The organism is Burkholderia sp. AU17457 (genome assembly GCF_002223255.1).
GTDB lineage: Bacteria > Pseudomonadota > Gammaproteobacteria > Burkholderiales > Burkholderiaceae > Burkholderia > Burkholderia sola.
In genome coordinates, this window is sequence record NZ_NKFB01000006.1 from 529,183 (window position 1) to 545,577 (window position 16,395).

Sequence of the window (16,395 nt, forward strand, 5' to 3'; positions counted from 1 at the left end):
ACTCATATGTATTCACTTATAGGAAAGACCGCGACGTTCCGGCAGTTGAAGGCGCTGGACATGATCGCGCGGCTCGGCAGCGTGTCGCGCGCGGCGGAGGAGCTGAACCTGACGCAGCCGGCCGTGTCGCTGCAGGTTCGCCTGCTCGAGGAGGCCGCGGGCGCCGCGTTGTTGCAGCGGGTAGGGCGTGGCGTGCAGCTGACCGCGGCCGGCGAGATCGTGGCGCGCTACGCGCGCGAGATCCTGCACCTGTGGAGCGAGGCCGGCGACGAAGTGGCCGCGCTGACGGGCGATCTCGGCGGCACGCTGCGGATCGGCGCGATCACGACGGCCGAATACCTGATCCCGCCGCTGCTCGTCAAATTCACCGCGACGCGTCCGCACGTGAAGACGTATTTCAAGGTCGGCAACCGCGACGACATCATCCGCATGCTCGCGACGCATGAAATCGATCTCGCGGTGATGGGCAGCGCGCCGAAGGAACTGCGCACGCACGCGGTCGAGTTCGCGAAGCATCCGATGGTGTTCGTCGCGGCGCCCGGCCATCCGCTGATGCAGCGCAAGCGCGTCGCGCTGAAGGATCTCGAATCCGCGCACCTCCTCGTGCGCGAGCGTGGCGCGGGTACGCGCTCGACCGTCGAGAGCCTGTTCAAGAACGCGGGCTATCGCTTTCATGTCGGATCCGAACTGTCCAGCAACGAGGCAATCAAGCAGATGGCTGAAGCGGGCCTCGGCGTCGCCTTCCTGTCGTTGCACGCGTGTGCGCTCGAACTGCGGACCGGGCTGCTCGGGCAGTTGCCGTTTCCCGGCAATCCGATCGAGCGCGAATGGTATGTCGTCACGCTCGCCGACCGGCGGATCTCGCAGGTGACGGGGCTGTTCCGCGACTTCCTGATCAAGCAGGGCGCGCCGGTGATCGACGGCGCGACGGTGGCGTCGCACGAGCGGCGACGCAAATAGATCGAGTGTGTCGACCGGCCGGTCAGACGAGCCCGAAGTCGTCGTTGCTGTCGGGAATCGACGCGAGCAGCCGTTCGAGCCGGTACCCGCCGACGACGCGCAGGCACCACATGGCGATGGCGGTGCGGCCAATGCGGGAGTCGGGGCCGGATGAAGGGCGGGCGGCGGACGGCGAGGGCGCGATGAACGCCGCGCGTAGCGGGCAGTATTGGGGCATGACGGGGCTCCGTAGGTGTCGGATGACGCGATCGTAGGCTTCGGGGCGCCCGCCGGCGCGCACGCAAGGATCGTCCCGAGCAGAAACGGATGATCTTTTTCTGCTTGATTCGACGGCGGCCGCGCACGGCCGGCACGCCGGCCCGAAACGCGTCACAATGCGCGTTCGGCACCTGATCTGGTGGAGACCATCAATGAGCGATCCGATTCTTGCCGCGCCGACGGACAACGGCGTCCCCGTCAGCCTGCGCTCCAGCCGCGGGCTCGGCTGGCGCGGCTTCGGCGCGTCGCTGCTGGAAATTCGCGCGGGCACGTACCGGATTCCGGCGGCCGAGCACCACCGGATCGGCGTGCATATCGGCGCACCGGTGCGCGCGGATTGCGTGTGCGACGGCGAGCGCGTGTCGCGCATCCAGGCGCACGGCGACGTCGACGTGATTCCGGCCGGCCTGCCCGGCCAGTGGACCGACAGCGCCGACTGCCGGATCCTGCACATCGCGCTCAGCGACACGTTCGTGCGGCGCACCGTCGAACAGCTCGAACTGAAGCCGTCGCACGCGCAGATCCGCCGGCGGCTGCAGGTGCGCGACCCGCGGCTGCAGCACATCGCGTGGGCAATGGCCGCCGAACTCGAAGCGGAAGACGCATCGGATCCGCTCTACGCGGAAAGCCTGTGCACGGCGCTCGTCGCACGGCTGGTCGACGGCCAGCCGGCGTTTCGCGAACGCCGGCGCACGCTGGCGCCGAAGGCCGCGGCGCGCGTGATCGACTATGTCGAGGCGAATCTCGACCGGCGCATGACGCTGGCCGAACTGGCGGCGCTCGTGTCGATCAGCGTGCCGCATTTCAAGGTGCTGTTCCGCGAAACGCTCGGGATGCCCGTGCACCAGTACGTCGTGCGGCGCCGGGTGGAGCGCGCGAAGGCGCTGCTGCTCGAAGGGCGGCTCAGTATCAGCCAGATCGCGCTGGAAGCCGGGTTTGCGCATCAGAGCCACATGGCGAACTGGATGAACCGCGTGCTTGGGGCGACGCCGACGGAGATCGCGCGGTCGGGCGCGCGGGGCGGGTTGCGGCTGGCTTATGACGGTGAGGATGGCGGGAAGCCTTCGCGTCGTTAGCGTGACGACGAATGCGCGGGCCAAGCCTGCGCTTGCATCGCGTCATCCTTTCCTGTTCGACTCATCCGTCCGTGCGCGCTTTCCCGGCCTCGCATGCCGACAATCACAACACTTTCATCCATCGGGAGCGAATCGTGTTCGTGATCTTCGGAGCATCCGGCAACGTGGGCCGGTCGACCGTGACAGCTTTGCGCGACGCAGGCCATGCCGTGCGCGCGGTGCTGCGCGACCCACGCCATCGTGAACGTTTCGTGCAGCTCGGCTGCGATGTCGCGATCGCGGACCTGACGGACGCGAACGCGATCGCCGCGGTGATCGACGGCGCGCAGGCCGTGCAGATACTGTGCCCGGTGCCGACCGCCGATCCCGATCCGGCCGCGACAATGACACGGACGATCGATGCAGCGACCGCCGCGCTCGCCGCGAACCCGCCGCCGGCATTGCTTGCGTTGTCGGACTACGGCGCGGAGCTTGAAGGCAATACGGGTATCACGCGTCTGTTCCATGACTTCGAGGAACGGCTGAAGCCGATCCCCACTCGACTGACGCTGCTGCGCTCGGCCGAGCATCTGCAGAACTGGGCGCGTGTGCTGCCGGTCGCGCTCGGCACCGGCGTGCTGCCGAGCTTCCACCATCCGGTCGGCAAGGCGTTTCCGACGGTCTGGGCGCCCGATGTGGGCGTCGTCGGGGCGCGGCTGCTGCTCGATGCACCGGAAGGCGGGAGCGGGCCGCGCATCGTCAGCGTCGAAGGGCCGCGGCGGGTGAGCGTGACGGCGATCGCGGATACGTTGGGCGCGGCGGCGGGCCGCTCGATCGTCGCGCACGAATTGCCGCGCGATACGTGGAACGCGGTGCTGTTGCGTGCCGGGCTCAGCGAACGTCATGCGCAGCTGATCGTCGATCTGTACGATGTGCACAACGCAGGGGTGATCGATGTGGAGGCCGACGTGTCGGAGCGGGTGTACGGGACGACGACGCCGGAGGAGGCGCTTGCTGTTCTAGTGCGCGCGCATGCGGCGACGGCGTGACGCAGGTAACCGGCATCTGGCGTCGATTTCGATGGACCGGGATTCGCAAGTCGCGAAACCGGTCCGGACCTCGGGGAGCACTTTTAATCGTGCCCGGTACTCCGGCGTTTCAACCACATACGTCCGGGCGGCTCGAAATACGTGCCGAACCGCACGAGTCCGGCCTTCTTCAGATGGCAAGTCATTTCAAAGCTCACCAGCACGCCGGGATCGTCGTTTTCGAGGATGGCGACGTCGATGGAGCGGATACGAGGCTCATATTTCAGGAGTGTCGCCTCCATCTGCTGCTTGAGCATGTGGGCTGACGCGGGCAGCGCCTTGTAAATGTTCGTCAGATCCGGCAGACCATAGTCCGGCAGATGCTTCAGCGCGCCGGCACGCGAGTTCAGGATGCGCTGCACATTCTGCTGGACGCTCATGCACTCGAGTGTTCGGTCGTCGTAGGCATCGAGCGGCTCACCGCCGATCTGGCCCAGCAGCATGTCGTGGAGAGAGGGGCGCGCCTGCATGGTCCTGGCCTCCGGTTACGCGGTCGCGCGGGTCGGCTTCGCCGCGCCCGCCGCGGCGTTGTTCCGGTCAATGAAATCGATCGTCACGCTCGCTTCGGCCGAGCTCGACAGCACGATCCTTTCCGGCGCGGCCCCGGCAGCCATCCGCGCTAGCAGTTCACGCGACACGTTCGGCAGAATCCGCTGGTTGAGGAACGCATCGACGTTGCGCGCACCGGACTCGCGCGCGAGGCAAAGCTCGGCCATCGTGTCGATCAAGGATTCGTCGCACGCCAGCTCGACGCCGTGTTGCCGGCGCAGGCGGTCGGCAACCTTCGACAGCTTGAGCCGCACGATCGACGCGAGTGCGGCGGCATCGAGCGGCCGATAGACCAGCGACTGGAAGCGCGCGAGCAGCGCGGGCTGGAAGTGCGCCACAAGCTGCGGGTGGATCGCCTCGAGCAACGCCGCCTGGGAAATCTGCGGATCGTCGGCGGTCATCTCGTCAATCCGTGCGCTGCCGAGATTGGACGTCATCAGAATCACGCAATTGCGGAAGTCGATCTCGCGCCCTTCGCCGTCGCGCATCATGCCGCGGTCGAACACCTGATAGAACATGTCGAGCACGTCGCGGTGGGCTTTTTCGACTTCATCGAGCAGCACGACACCGTACGGCCGCTGCCGCACGGCTTCGGTGAGGATGCCGCCGCGGCCGTAGCCGACATAGCCTGGTGGCGAGCCTTTCAGTTGCGACACCGTGTGTGCTTCCTGATATTCCGACATGTTGATCGTCGTGAGCGCGGCCTCGCCGCCGAACAGCAGGTCGGCCAGGGCCAGCGCCGTTTCGGTCTTGCCGACGCCCGATGGTCCTGCGAGCAGAAAGACGCCGAGTGGTGCATGTTCATGCTTCAGGCCCGCCTTCGCGGTGCGCAGGCTCTCCGCGAGCGCAGCCAGCGCATCGTCTTGTGCGACCACGCGCGTCGCCAATTGCTGTTCGAGGTTCAGCAGGCTCAGCAATTCGTCTTCGACGAGGTTGCCGACCGGCACACCCGTCCATTCCGCAACGACACGCGCGATGGCCGCTGCATCGACATCGACGGAGATCAGCGGGGCGTTGCCTTGCCGGTCGGCCAGTAGGCGCTTGATGTCATCGAGCTGGCCGTGGCTGGATGCCGAGCCGCCTTCGGCGATCTCCTCCCGACGCTGGTGAACGAGGCGAACCAGCTCGAGTTCGCCGACATGGCGCGCCTGCAGGCCGGTCAGGATGTTCCGCGCGTCGGTCAGCGCGTGCTCCAGCGCTACACGCCGCGGCGCAACGTCATCGATACCGGCCTGCGCGTCCGCGTCGAGCGTCGCCAGTTCGAGTTCGAGGGCGGAGACAGCGGCGCGCGCACGCTGCAGTTCCGCTGGCGGCGATTCAAGTCCGATTCGCACCCGTGCGGCAGCGGTATCGATCAGATCGACCGCCTTGTCCGGCAGCTGACGCGCCGGAATATAGCGTCGAGAGAGTTTCACTGCCGCGGTCAGCGCTTCATCCCGAATGTGCACGTTGTGATATTCCGCATAGCGGTTCTTCAGGCCTCGCAACATCAGGCAGGCCGCATCGTCGTCGGGTTCGCCGACCTTGATGATCTGGAAGCGGCGCTCGAGCGCGGCGTCGCGCTCGAAGAATTCCTTGTACTCGGACCATGTCGTTGCCGCGATCGTCCGCAGTTCGCCGCGCGCGAGCGCCGGTTTGAGCAGGTTCGCGGCGTCGGCGCCGCCGGCGGCATTGCCCGCGCCGATCAATGTGTGCGCCTCATCGATGAAGAGCAGGATCGGTTCGGGTGAAGACTGAACCTCGTCGATGACGTTCTTCAGGCGTTGCTCGAATTCCCCTTTCACCCCGGCACCGGCCTGCAGCAGGCCCAAATCGAGTGTCAGGATGCGCACGTCGCGAATCACGTTCGGGACGCTTGCCTCGGCGACGCGCAGCGCGAGCCCCTCGACGAGTGCGGTCTTGCCGACGCCGGGCTCGCCGACCAGGATCGGATTGTTCTTGCGCCGACGCGCGAGCACGTCGACCATCTGCTGGATTTCGCGATCGCGGCCGAATACCGGATCGATCGCGCCGCGTCGAGCCTTGTCCGTCAGATCGATCGCGAAGCGGGAAAGGGCATCACCGTCCGTCGTTCGCCGGGGCGCGAGCGTTGCTGCCGCGACGGGTGCGGCCGATTCCGGCGTCTGATTGGCTACGGGGACGAACGGAGGGTCATCCGCACCGGTTTCGACATCGTTCGCGTGCGAGCGCTCGCATGAACGATGCGCAAGACGCGGCAGGACGCGCTGGATCTGCGTGCTGCTGACGGACAGCAGAGGCCACGCGTTTTGCGCACGCAGTACGTGGGGTCGATCGACGATCGCCTGCAGCAGATCGCCAGACCGGATGGTCGCGTCGTCTGTCTCGGACGCTGCGCGCACCCATGCGTCCTGCAGCACGGTCGCCAGTTGCGGAGACAATGCCGGCTTGCCCCGAAGATTACGTGGAAGATGTTCGATCGATGCGAGCAGCGCATCCCAGACGATGTCGAGGTCGATACTGTAATGCCGCAAGATCGCCGGGATGTCTCCGTCGCCGGCCTCGATCAGTTTCAGCAGCCAGTGCTCGACGGTGATCTCATCCGCGAGACGCGTCAGGCATAAGCTCACGGCCGCTTCGAGCGCCTTCGCGCAGTGCGGATTGAGTCGGCGGAGCAGGTGGGTCGTGTCGCGCGGGGTCATGTCGATGTCCGAAGAGGGGAGGGGCGACGCGCAGTCGTTGGCCGGACTGGGTCTCGAGAACATGAAGGCCAGCCTGACCCGGCCAGGCTGGCAAAGGAACCGCGCGAGGAGCCGGCGGTTCGACCATCGATAGGGATCAGGACCGCTCGTTCCAGGTGTCCTTGTGGATAATGTTGCCGTCCTTGTACGACCAGGTGATCGTTTCGTAGCGAAGCTCCACGTTTTCGAGGTGGTTGTGCTTCTCGTAGGCCGGATTCTTGATGTCGTGCATGACCGGATTCACGGCGACGATCTTCACGTTGTCGAGCTTCGTGTTGAAGTATTCCTTCTCCTTGCCCGCGTCGTCGATCTTGTACCACTTGATCTCGACCGACTTGAGCGTCTGGCCGCTCGTCACGGCCTTGTACAGATACGGCGTCGACGCGTCGGTTTCCTTCGTCAGCGTGATGGGTTTGTGGACGCGCGTGCCTGTCAGCTTGCCGGTATTGCCGTCGGTCGGGATATGCACGCCGTGATCGAATGCGACGAGTTCGACGCTGCCTTCGCGCTCCTGAACCGTCACCGAACCCTTGATGTCGGCGCCGCCGTCGTCCTTGAGCCACATGTAGGCCGGAATTGCCATTGCCTTGCTCCTTTATATTTCACTGTACGCACTACTAAACTCGCCAGGAGCGAGCCCCTGAGCTTGAGAATCCCGAAGCGGGTTGCTTCGGGGGCTGAACCTGGATCGCTACCTTCCCGTGTCGGGTACCAGGGTAATTTCCACGCGACGGTTTCTCGCGCGTCCGTCAGGCGTGTCATTGCTCGAGAGCGGGCGCGTCATGCCGTAGCCTTGAATCGCAAACCGGGTTGCGGAAATACCGGATGCGTCGACCAGCCAGTCGCGCACGGCTTGCGCGCGGGCGGCCGAAAGCTTCAGGTTGCTGTCCGGATTGCCCACGTTGTCGGTGTAGCCGGCGACGAGGATGCGTTTATCGGGGTGCGCTTGGATCATCTCCAGTGCGCCGACCATCGCACGGTTCGACCCGGGCTTCAGCAGCGCCTTGCCACTGTCGAACAGCGACATGCTGTCGAGCGAGACGACAGCAGGAGGAGGTGGCGGCGGCTCGTACGAGGCGATCGCGCTGTTCAGCACGGGCATCAAGTGCGCGCCCCGATACATGCCGAACGACAAGCGCAGCGGAACACCGGTGCGCGCGTAGCGATCGAGTTGATCGCGATCGGCCACGAGCGCCTGCAGTGCGTCCCGCTTTGCCGCGTCGTGCTTTGCCGGGATATTCGAATAGCGGGCGAGATCGGCGGCGATGCGATCCAGCAGCGCTTCGTTGTTCCTGGCCGCACCCCAGAATGCGATGGCAGCGGCGCAGGCGAGCACGGCGAGTGCGTGGCCCGTGGCGGCCCGGCGCGGAGACATCCAGTATCGTCGCGGCATCGCTTCGATCAGCGACTGCGGGAGCGGCCACGGCGTCGGCGAGGCGATGGCGTTGACACGCGCCACGTGCGTCCGCATTTCGACATCGCGTTCCCACAGGTTTCGGGGCGTACTCGCCGGTCCGCAGTCGATCCAGCCGGTGCCGAACAGCGCCCATGGTGCCGCCGGCTGTTGTCGGTCCGTCAGTGGGCCGACAATCACGCGTTGCGTCCAGCCGACGATTGAGGCCAGCGCGGCGGCGCGTGCCGCCGCGACGCAATCGCCGGCCGCGCGCTGGACCTGGTTTTCCGCCGCGCGGACCACGGATTCGAAACGTTCGCCGACCGCCATGCGGGCGGCCGACGACACGCCGTACCACTCTGGCGTCGAGGGGTCGACGCGGCCGGTGGTGAGCCGCTGGTAGACCGCGACATAGCCCGGTAGTCGCGTACCCAGCACGCGGGCGGCATCGGCGACGGCCTGCCGTACGGCACGCAGGTTGTGGGTCAGCGTGTCGATTTCCGCATGCAGCGCAGGCGCGACCGACAGCACGACGCCGTCCGGGGCTCGCCCGTCGCGCCACTGCCTGACCGCAACGGCCAGGCGCGGCAGATCCTGAGGGCGATCGACGCGCAGCCAGATGCCGCCGTCGCCCACGTGTGCGTGCCGGACTTCTCCGGCACGGTCGAACAGCGCGGGCAGACTATCGCCGGTCACCAGCACGAGCGGCATGCGTGTGCGCAGCGTCACCGGAATGTCGGCCGTCGCTTCGCCCAGCGCGGTCAGCACATGTGCGCCCCGGCGACGCGCGCGGGCAAGCTTGCGCGTACACCAGAGCATCAGCGCGAAGGCGGCAGTCCCGGCAATGGCCGAAAGTGCCCAGGCGGCGCCGGAGCCGAGCGGAAGTACCAGCCAGATCACCGCGAACGCCAACACGGTTGCGAACGCGACCATGAGCCGCGACGGATAGCCGAGGCCTTCGTGCGTGCAGTCAGGTGGCCGCTTCGATTCCGCGGACCGAACAGGCGGGGCGGATCTCACGGGCGAACGGCTTTTGCCGCCACGAGATGCGCGAGCTGCCCGTCGAGCGCGGCCGACCAGATACCCCATACGATCGCGGCCGCGGCACAGGTGAGCCCCGCGATCGCCCACGGGGACAGCCGGTAGAACCAGTCGGACACACGGCGTCCCGCGCGATCTGTGATGAACGGCTGATCCAGGGCGGGCCGCAACGTTTCCAGTCTTGCATTCAACGCCGCGATCAATGCAGTCCGCTTGGCTTCACCGTCGCGCGCGTACCGGCCGACGAATCCCAACCCAAGGATGGCGGAGTAGCATTCGAGCAAAGCGACGGGCGGGGCGGGCTCGCTCATCCGGATGTCCAGGCGCTCGAATACGCGCTCACCGGCTTCATGCAGGTTGAATTGTTCCACTTGCAGCGGTTCGCGCTCCCATGCGGATCGGAATTCCCCGGGAAGGTGCCGCAGCGCGACCTCGTCGAGCAGCCCGCATTGGGCAATCAGTGCGTCGTTGCGCACGTCGTCCGAAAAGCCTCGGTGCCGCAGCGCGCTCGCAAATTGCTCGACCAGCTGCTTGCACCGAGCACGCAACGCGACCGCGTCCTGAGTCTGTCCGCCGGAGGCCAGCGTCGTCGCGAGCAGTGCGGTGTCGCGCAGCAGATCGCGCATCCGGTCGCCGTGCGGGTTGCCGGCGCCCGTCGCGTTCGGCAGCAGGGCGGTGTCGCTTCGATTGGAGGTCAGGGCATTCATGAACGCAACACAGCGTAGAGTTCGAGCGACGCGTCCGGTATCGACGCGGGCAGATAGATTTGACAGGCTCGCGCGGCGAGCATCTTCGCGTGCACGGCACTGGACGCGTCCAGCGCGAAATAGTGATTGTCCAGACGCACCGGGATCGCGCCGGGCACGCGCTGGACGGCCTTGAGCGGGACGCCTAGCAAGGCCGAATTGATGATGTGTTCGACGTCGTCGGGGGCGCCGATCTTGCATAGCCGTGGAAACTGCTCGACCAGTTCGAATGCGGGCATTGGCGCGCTGACCGACAGATACCAATCGACGGAATCCGCGACGATCCGTTCGTCGAGGAACTGGCCGGTCCACGTGGTCGGCCCCTTGCGGATGAGGCCGATCGACACGACTCTTGACGGAATGATGGCGTCGAGCAGCGTGCGGATCAGCGATTCCAGTTTCGCGAATACCTCGTCGGCGTGCACATGGTCGTACACCGGAATGTCGGTGAGCTCCGCTTCGGTCGAGAACGTCATCAGCGCGCTCGTCAGTTGCGCGAGTGCCGTGTACAGATGCTCCGGAGGGCGGCTCGGATGCGTGGCGAACAGTCGCAACTGCGGCCATGCCGCGTGGATGCAATGAAGCAGCCAGAAGAGTTGCACGTCGGCCACGCCGTATTCCGCGACGTCGGTCAAGCGCTCGCTACGACGCGTACCGAGCGCGAGGGTCCTGGCGTGAAGGATGTCCGTCAGACGATTGATTCGCTCGACGTGCAGCGGATGGCTGGCGAGCGTCAGGCACGGCGGCACGAAGTGTCGATCGACCTGGAACTGGCCGCCGGCGCCGCGCGTCAGTCGCGCGATCGCACAGACCGTGTCGTCGGCGTGCGACTCGAAGTCGAACACGAGCCGTACTGCATGCCGTTCGACTGCGATTTCGGCTTCGGCGGTCCCGTTCAGGTCCGTGACCTTGACGAATTCACGGTAAGCGCGCCGCGGGCGGGCGAGTGACGTCTCGTCGAAACGGCAGTTGCTGCCATTTGCATCCGGCAACGCGAGCGCTGCGAACACGACGACGCTCTGCATGTCCGCTGGCACGCCTTGCGTCAGATCGCGCGCCGGCGGCAGCGTATCGGCGACGGTCGTATCGATCGGCGTGCCGTCCGGAAAACACAGCCGCAGGCCAGCGAGTTTCAGGCGCCCTGTCGACAGCGCTTCTTCGTCGACCTCGACGGCAAGCGTTCCCCATGGCTGTGCGACAGCCGTGCAGGCGTACTGACGTAGCGCAAATTCAGCCCATCTATCCTGTTGCTGAAAATGCTGTTGGGTCAGGATGAGGCCCTCGTGCCATAGCGGCTTCGCGATTCGCATGGTCTCTCGTGTGGTTTGTTTGTTCGTTATTCGGGTCAAGGGCGTAACCTATACACGACCTCTTTTTGAACGTGCAACCAATTTTTCGAATAACCATATTGTTCGGTTTACTAATTGAAAGGTGTGAAGTGTGAACGAATTTCACAATCGGTCGGGTGGTTATTTTTGGGATATATGGTTGCGTGGACGAATGTGAGAGGCGCGGAAAACGATGGCACGCGATCGATTGGAAACGCATGAGTCGCCGTGTAACAAGGAAGTGCGGCGGAATTGCCGGTCGCTTTGAGTATCGTCATTCGGCTCGACCGAAATTTATCTCGAAAATATCGGGTGTATTTTGAATTGCAAATTGTTTCAGAATGTTTGCGATTTTTTGCATTTGATCGTTGTGGTTTTTTGAGCAACGCGCTTTGACTCACTCGGAATTTGCCGTGTATAAGTCCCATGCGATTTCGTCGCGCGAACGGAGACCATGCGATGAAATATCGATCGGGACACGGTGCACATTGCATCCACGCGCGACATATCGAAGAGACCATCGTGCCGAACACGCGGTGCGCCCGACCTATGCTTGACCATCACTAAATAAGGATTGCAAATGGATAGCTTCCAGAGAGAAATTCCGAAGAGTCGCGTCTCGATTACGCTGGATTTGCATACGGGCGGGGCCCAGAAGAAGGTCGAGCTGCCGTTGAAGCTGCTCGTCGCGGGCGACTTCAGCGCGGGCCGCGAACAGGCGCCGCTGGCGGAGCGCAAGAAGGTCAACATCGACAAGAACAACTTCGACGCGGTCCTGGCCGACCATGCACCGGATCTCAAGATCGCCGCGGAGAACACCCTGGCCGGCGACGGCTCCGAACTGCCGGTGAATCTCTCGTTTCGTTCGATGAAGGATTTCGAGCCAGAGCAGGTTGCTCGCCAGATTCCCGAACTGCAAGCGATGCTGGCGATGCGCAATCTGCTGCGCGACCTCAAGTCGAATCTGCTCGACAACGGCATGTTCCGGCGCGAGTTCGAGAAGATCCTGAAGGACAAGCGCCTGTCCGACAAGCTGCGCGGCGAACTGGGACAAATCGCGACGGCCACCCTGCAACAGGAAGGCCATGCGTGAGCGCGGCCGGCCCAAGACGGCCGTCACCGCCTCCCGCAACCACGCAGCCATACCAAACGTGACTGAGAGAAACATGAACCAGAATGAATCGCGCCAGGGCGCCACGGAAACCATCGCGCTCGAAAACGACAGTGTCTATGCCGCGCTGTGCAACAAGATCAACCTGAAGCCGGTCGCCGAGGCGCGGCCGATGGAAGCGTTCCGCGACAACGATGCGTTGTCGGAAGCGTCGGCCGACGAACGGGTCGCACGCGGCATGGACGCGCTGCTCAACCTGATCGCGAAGGAAAGCAAGCCGGTCGACCGACTCGACAAGTCGCTGCTCGATTTTTACATCGGGCAGCTTGATCGGCAGATCAGCCGCCAGCTCGACGCGGTCATGCATGCACCGGATTTCCAGGCGCTCGAAGGTCGCTGGCGGGGCCTGAAGATGCTCGTGTCGCGCACGGACTTCCGCAAGAACGCCCGCATCGAGGTGCTGGATGTATCGAAGGATGCGCTGCAGCGCGACTTCGAGGATTCGCCGGAACTGATTCAGAGCGGCCTGTATCGTCTCACGTACATCGAGGAATACGACACGCCGGGCGGCCAGCCGATCAGCGCGATGATCAGCGATTTCGAATTCGGGAACGCGCCGATGGATGTCGCGCTGCTGCGCAATATTTCGAAGGTCGCGGCTGCGGCGCACATGCCGTTCATCGGCTCGGTGGGCGCGGCATTCTTCGGCAAGAAGTCGATGGAAGAAGTGGCGTCGATCCAGGACATCGGCAACTACTTCGATCGTGCCGAGTACATCAAGTGGAAAAGCTTCCGCGACACCGACGATGCGCGTTACGTCGGCCTGACGATGCCGCGCGTGCTCGGCCGTTTGCCGTACGGCAAGGATACGACGCCTGTGCGTGCATTCAACTACGAAGAAGCGGTGAAGGGCCCGGACCACGACAAGTATCTGTGGGTCAACGCGTCGTTCGCGTTCGCGGCCAACATGGTACGCAGCTTCGTCAGCAACGGCTGGTGCGTGCAGATTCGCGGCCCGCAGGCGGGCGGCAAGGTGGAAGACCTGCCGGTTCACCTGTATGACCTCGGCACCGGCGTGCAGCCGAAGATTCCGACCGAGGTGCTGATCCCGGAAACGCGCGAGTTCGAGTTCGCGAATCTCGGCTTCATTCCGCTGTCGTTCTACAAGAACCACGATTTCGCGTGCTTCTTCTCGGCCAGCTCGACGCAAAAGCCGGCGCTGTACGAGACGAAGGAGGCGACGGCCAACAGCCGCATCAATGCGCGCTTGCCGTACATCTTCCTGCTGTCGCGCATCGCGCACTACCTGAAGCTGATTCAGCGCGAGAACATCGGCACGACCAAGGACCGGCGTCTGCTCGAGCTCGAGCTGAACAACTGGATCAAGGGGCTCGTGACCGAGATGAAGGATCCGGGCGACGAGCTGCAGGCGTCGCACCCGCTGCGCGAGGCGAAGGTGACGGTCGAGGACATCGACGACAACCCGGGCTTCTTCCGCATCAAGCTCTTCATCATCCCGCACTTCCAGGTCGAGGGCATGGACATCGGCCTGTCGCTCGTGTCGCAGATGCCGAAGGCCAAGGGCTGATCCGCCGTTTCATGCATGACCCGCCGGGACGCTGATGGCTGCCCGGCGGCGCCGTGGTGTTCGTGCACCTGAGAGAAAATCCATGTCGATGATACTGCCGTCGCAGGCTTATGAATTGAAGCTGGCGCCTCATCCGGCGCCGACGTCCGTGCTGCGGTTTACGGGCCGGGACGCCGTGAGCGAGCTGTACCGCTACGACATCGAATTCACGAGCCCGATGGCCGGTATCCCGATGGATCAGGTGGTCGGCCGTCCCGCTAAATTCATCATCGCGCCGGTCGATCCGAACCTCGACTATCTGCGCAGGATGTTTGGCGAGAACGCAGGCCAATTCAGCACGATGTCGCCGGCTTATACGATTCACGGCGTCATCACGCAGTTCGACGAGTTCGGCAGTTCGGCCGATCAAACCCACTATCGCGTGCGGCTCGAGCCGAAGCTCGCCGACTTGAACCGGGGTGTGACGAGCCGGCTGTTCCAGAAGCAGTCGGTCGAGGAGATCGTGACCGACACGCTACGTCATTACGGCTACCGGGCCGGTGTCGATTTCCTGTTTCGGCTGCGCGGCGAATACAAGCGGCGCGAGTACATTACCCAGTATCACGAAACGACATTCGCGTTTATTCAGCGCCTTTGCGCGGAAGAAGGAATCTGGTTCCGCTGGGAGCAGAAGAAGGATCACGCTGTGATCGTGTTTGGCGATGATCTGGATGCCTACGCACGCAAGCAACGTACCGTGTCGCACCGGCGAGACTCGGGGCTCGAAAGTTCCGGTGCTGACGCGATCAAGACGCTCGAGAAGCGGACCCGCCGTGTACCTGAAGCTGTTCGTCTGCACGACTACAACCATCGGCAGGCCGGTGTGTCGCTGCTGGTCGAGGAAAACGCCGCACGCGACGACACGACGACGAGCGGCGTCGATTACCGCTGGGGCGAGCATTACGAGACGCCGGAAGAAGGTAAGGGTGTGGCCCGCCGACGTCACGAGGCGCATCTCGCCGCACAGATCACGTTCAAGGGAACGGGTAATCCGTTCTGGCTCGAAGCCGGTGAAGTCATGCGGATCGAGCCGAACCCGGCCGACGCGAAGCATGGGGTCTTCATCACGGAGGTTCAGTCGCAGGGCGGTCGCGACCAGTCGTATTGGATGACGTTCGAGGGGATTCCGTCCGATCGTGTGTGGCGCACGTCCATCGATGCGATCAAGCGACCGGCGATTGACGGCATTCTGCCCGCGCGCATTACCTCTCCTGGGGATTACAAGTACGCGTATCTGACCGAACAGGGCTGGTATGTGATCAAGCTGCCGTTCGATCTCGATGAGTGGAGTCCGGGCGGCACGAGCCGGCCGGTGCGGTTCGCAAAGCCGTATAGCGGTGACGACTATGGGCATCATTTTCCGCTGATCGATGGGGCGGAGGTGGCCGTTGTTTTCACGCAAGGCCATCCGGATCGGCCAGTGATCATCGGGGCGATGCATGACAGCCTGCATCCGGATCTCGTCACCAGTCAGAACCATACCCGGAATCTGATCCGCACCGCAGCTCGGAACGAGATGCGGATGGAGGATAAGGAGGGTGTCGAGCATATTCATCTGACGACGCCGTTTCAGACCAGTGAGCTCAACCTTGGGCACATGGTCGACGGGGAGTGCAAGGAGCGCGGGCGCGGCACGGAGCTCCGGACGGACGGCCACGTGGCCGTTCGCGGTGCAAAAGGTGTTCTGGTCACGGCAGAGGCCCAACCGGCAGGCAATGGTCAACAGCTTGCGATGGAGCGGGCGCAAGGATTACTCGATCTGGCGCTCGAGCAAATGCGTGGGCTCGGAGAGGCCGCTCAAGCCGCGCAGGCCGTGGCGGGCGATTATGACCGCCAGCGCGTGTTGCTTGACGAGACGTTGAAGGAACTCAAGAAAGCAGGGGTTCTCGTGTGCGCCCCGGACGGCATGGGCCTTACATCCGGAACGGATCTTCAGCTTACCGCGAATGACAATTTGATTGCCACTGCCGGCGGGAATGCCGATTTCGGTGTCATGAAGCGGTTTACCGTAGCAGCCGGCGAGCTCGTATCGCTCTTCGCGCAGAGACTCGGTTTGAAGCTGTTTGCGGCGCGGGGGAAAGTCGAGATTCAGGCGCAAAGCGACGACATGAGCTTGCTCTCCGCAAGGGACATGCGAATCACGAGTGCGAACGGGCGGGTCACGATCGCGGCGAAGGAGGAGTTGCTCCTCAAGTGTGGTGGATCGTACGTCCGCATCGGCCCGACGGGCATTGAGGACGGCACGCGTGGCAATCGTACGATCAAGTCAGCTGCATTCAGTCGGCAGGGGCCGAGTTCACTCGCTGAATCGATGAACACGTGGAAGCACGCGAAGTTTGACGATTCCTATGTCGTGCGAAATCCGTCCACCGGCGAGCCGCTTACCAATGTGCAGGCAGAAATCAAGCGGGACGATGGCAGTGTGCTCAAGGTGGTGACGGACGAGTCGGGTAAGACACCAAAACAGAAGAGTCTCTTCACCGAGCATGTTCGCATTCGGCTGCTTGACTAAATTCGCTGACCTATTCTTCGGAGCAACA

At 63.9% G+C, this 16,395-nt stretch carries 13 protein-coding genes; 6 read left to right on the top strand and 7 right to left on the bottom strand.

Going from position 1 to position 16,395, the window contains the following annotated elements; all coding sequences use genetic code 11:
- The first annotated feature begins 6 nt into the window (after window positions 1-6).
- A complete protein-coding gene (locus CFB49_RS29315) occupies window positions 7-960 on the top strand; it encodes a LysR family transcriptional regulator (RefSeq protein ID WP_089493069.1) in 954 nt (317 codons plus the stop codon).
- 22 nt (window positions 961-982) lie between these two features.
- On the opposite strand, the gene CFB49_RS29320 is transcribed toward CFB49_RS29315, so the two are convergent.
- Window positions 983-1,177 carry a hypothetical protein gene (locus CFB49_RS29320; protein ID WP_089493070.1) on the bottom strand — a complete coding sequence of 65 codons (195 nt, stop codon included), beginning with the start codon at window positions 1,175-1,177 and terminating at the stop codon, window positions 983-985.
- 193 nt (window positions 1,178-1,370) lie between these two features.
- On the opposite strand from CFB49_RS29320, the gene CFB49_RS29325 reads away from it, so the two are divergent.
- On the top strand, window positions 1,371-2,294 hold the full coding sequence (locus CFB49_RS29325) for an AraC family transcriptional regulator (protein ID WP_069617555.1): 924 nt from the start codon (window positions 1,371-1,373) through the stop codon (window positions 2,292-2,294).
- A gap of 134 nt (window positions 2,295-2,428) precedes the next feature.
- On the top strand, window positions 2,429-3,322 hold the full coding sequence (locus tag CFB49_RS29330; protein WP_089493153.1) for an NAD(P)H-binding protein: 894 nt from the start codon (window positions 2,429-2,431) through the stop codon (window positions 3,320-3,322).
- Between the two features lie 83 nt (window positions 3,323-3,405).
- Here CFB49_RS29330 and tssE read toward each other — a convergent pair whose 3' ends face one another.
- From tssE to tssK, 6 genes are all read right to left on the bottom strand, one after another.
- Window positions 3,406-3,831, bottom strand: a complete 426-nt coding sequence (tssE, locus tag CFB49_RS29335) for a type VI secretion system baseplate subunit TssE (protein ID WP_089493071.1) — start codon at window positions 3,829-3,831, stop codon at window positions 3,406-3,408.
- A gap of 15 nt (window positions 3,832-3,846) precedes the next feature.
- Window positions 3,847-6,570: a type VI secretion system ATPase TssH gene (gene tssH, locus CFB49_RS29340; RefSeq protein WP_089493072.1), complete on the bottom strand. Its 2,724-nt coding sequence runs from the start codon at window positions 6,568-6,570 to the stop codon at window positions 3,847-3,849.
- A 136-nt stretch (window positions 6,571-6,706) separates the two neighbouring features.
- The gene (locus tag CFB49_RS29345) at window positions 6,707-7,192 is read right to left on the bottom strand and encodes an Hcp family type VI secretion system effector (protein ID WP_069617558.1); all 486 of its coding nucleotides are present in this window, start codon (window positions 7,190-7,192) and stop codon (window positions 6,707-6,709) included.
- Between the two features lie 108 nt (window positions 7,193-7,300).
- Window positions 7,301-8,935, bottom strand: a complete 1,635-nt coding sequence (locus CFB49_RS29350) for an OmpA family protein (protein WP_089493073.1) — start codon at window positions 8,933-8,935, stop codon at window positions 7,301-7,303.
- Between the two features lie 83 nt (window positions 8,936-9,018).
- Entirely contained in the window at window positions 9,019-9,750 is a 732-nt protein-coding gene (locus tag CFB49_RS29355) for a DotU family type IV/VI secretion system protein (RefSeq protein WP_069617560.1), read from the bottom strand.
- Window positions 9,747-11,099, bottom strand: a complete 1,353-nt coding sequence (tssK, locus tag CFB49_RS29360) for a type VI secretion system baseplate subunit TssK (RefSeq protein WP_069617561.1) — start codon at window positions 11,097-11,099, stop codon at window positions 9,747-9,749. The genes CFB49_RS29355 and tssK overlap by 4 nt, the downstream gene beginning before the upstream one ends.
- Before the next feature lie 598 nt (window positions 11,100-11,697).
- Between tssK and tssB the strand changes: the two genes are divergently transcribed.
- The 3 genes from tssB to CFB49_RS29375 all read left to right on the top strand — a co-directional run bounded on the left by tssB (window position 11,698) and on the right by CFB49_RS29375 (window position 16,367).
- A complete protein-coding gene (gene tssB, locus CFB49_RS29365) occupies window positions 11,698-12,210 on the top strand; it encodes a type VI secretion system contractile sheath small subunit (RefSeq protein ID WP_069230479.1) in 513 nt (170 codons plus the stop codon).
- Window positions 12,211-12,283: 73 nt separating this feature from the next.
- Window positions 12,284-13,816, top strand: a complete 1,533-nt coding sequence (tssC, locus tag CFB49_RS29370; protein WP_089493074.1) for a type VI secretion system contractile sheath large subunit — start codon at window positions 12,284-12,286, stop codon at window positions 13,814-13,816.
- An 82-nt stretch (window positions 13,817-13,898) separates the two neighbouring features.
- Window positions 13,899-16,367: a type VI secretion system Vgr family protein gene (locus CFB49_RS29375; protein ID WP_089493075.1), complete on the top strand. Its 2,469-nt coding sequence runs from the start codon at window positions 13,899-13,901 to the stop codon at window positions 16,365-16,367.
- The last annotated feature ends 28 nt before the right edge of the window (window positions 16,368-16,395 follow it).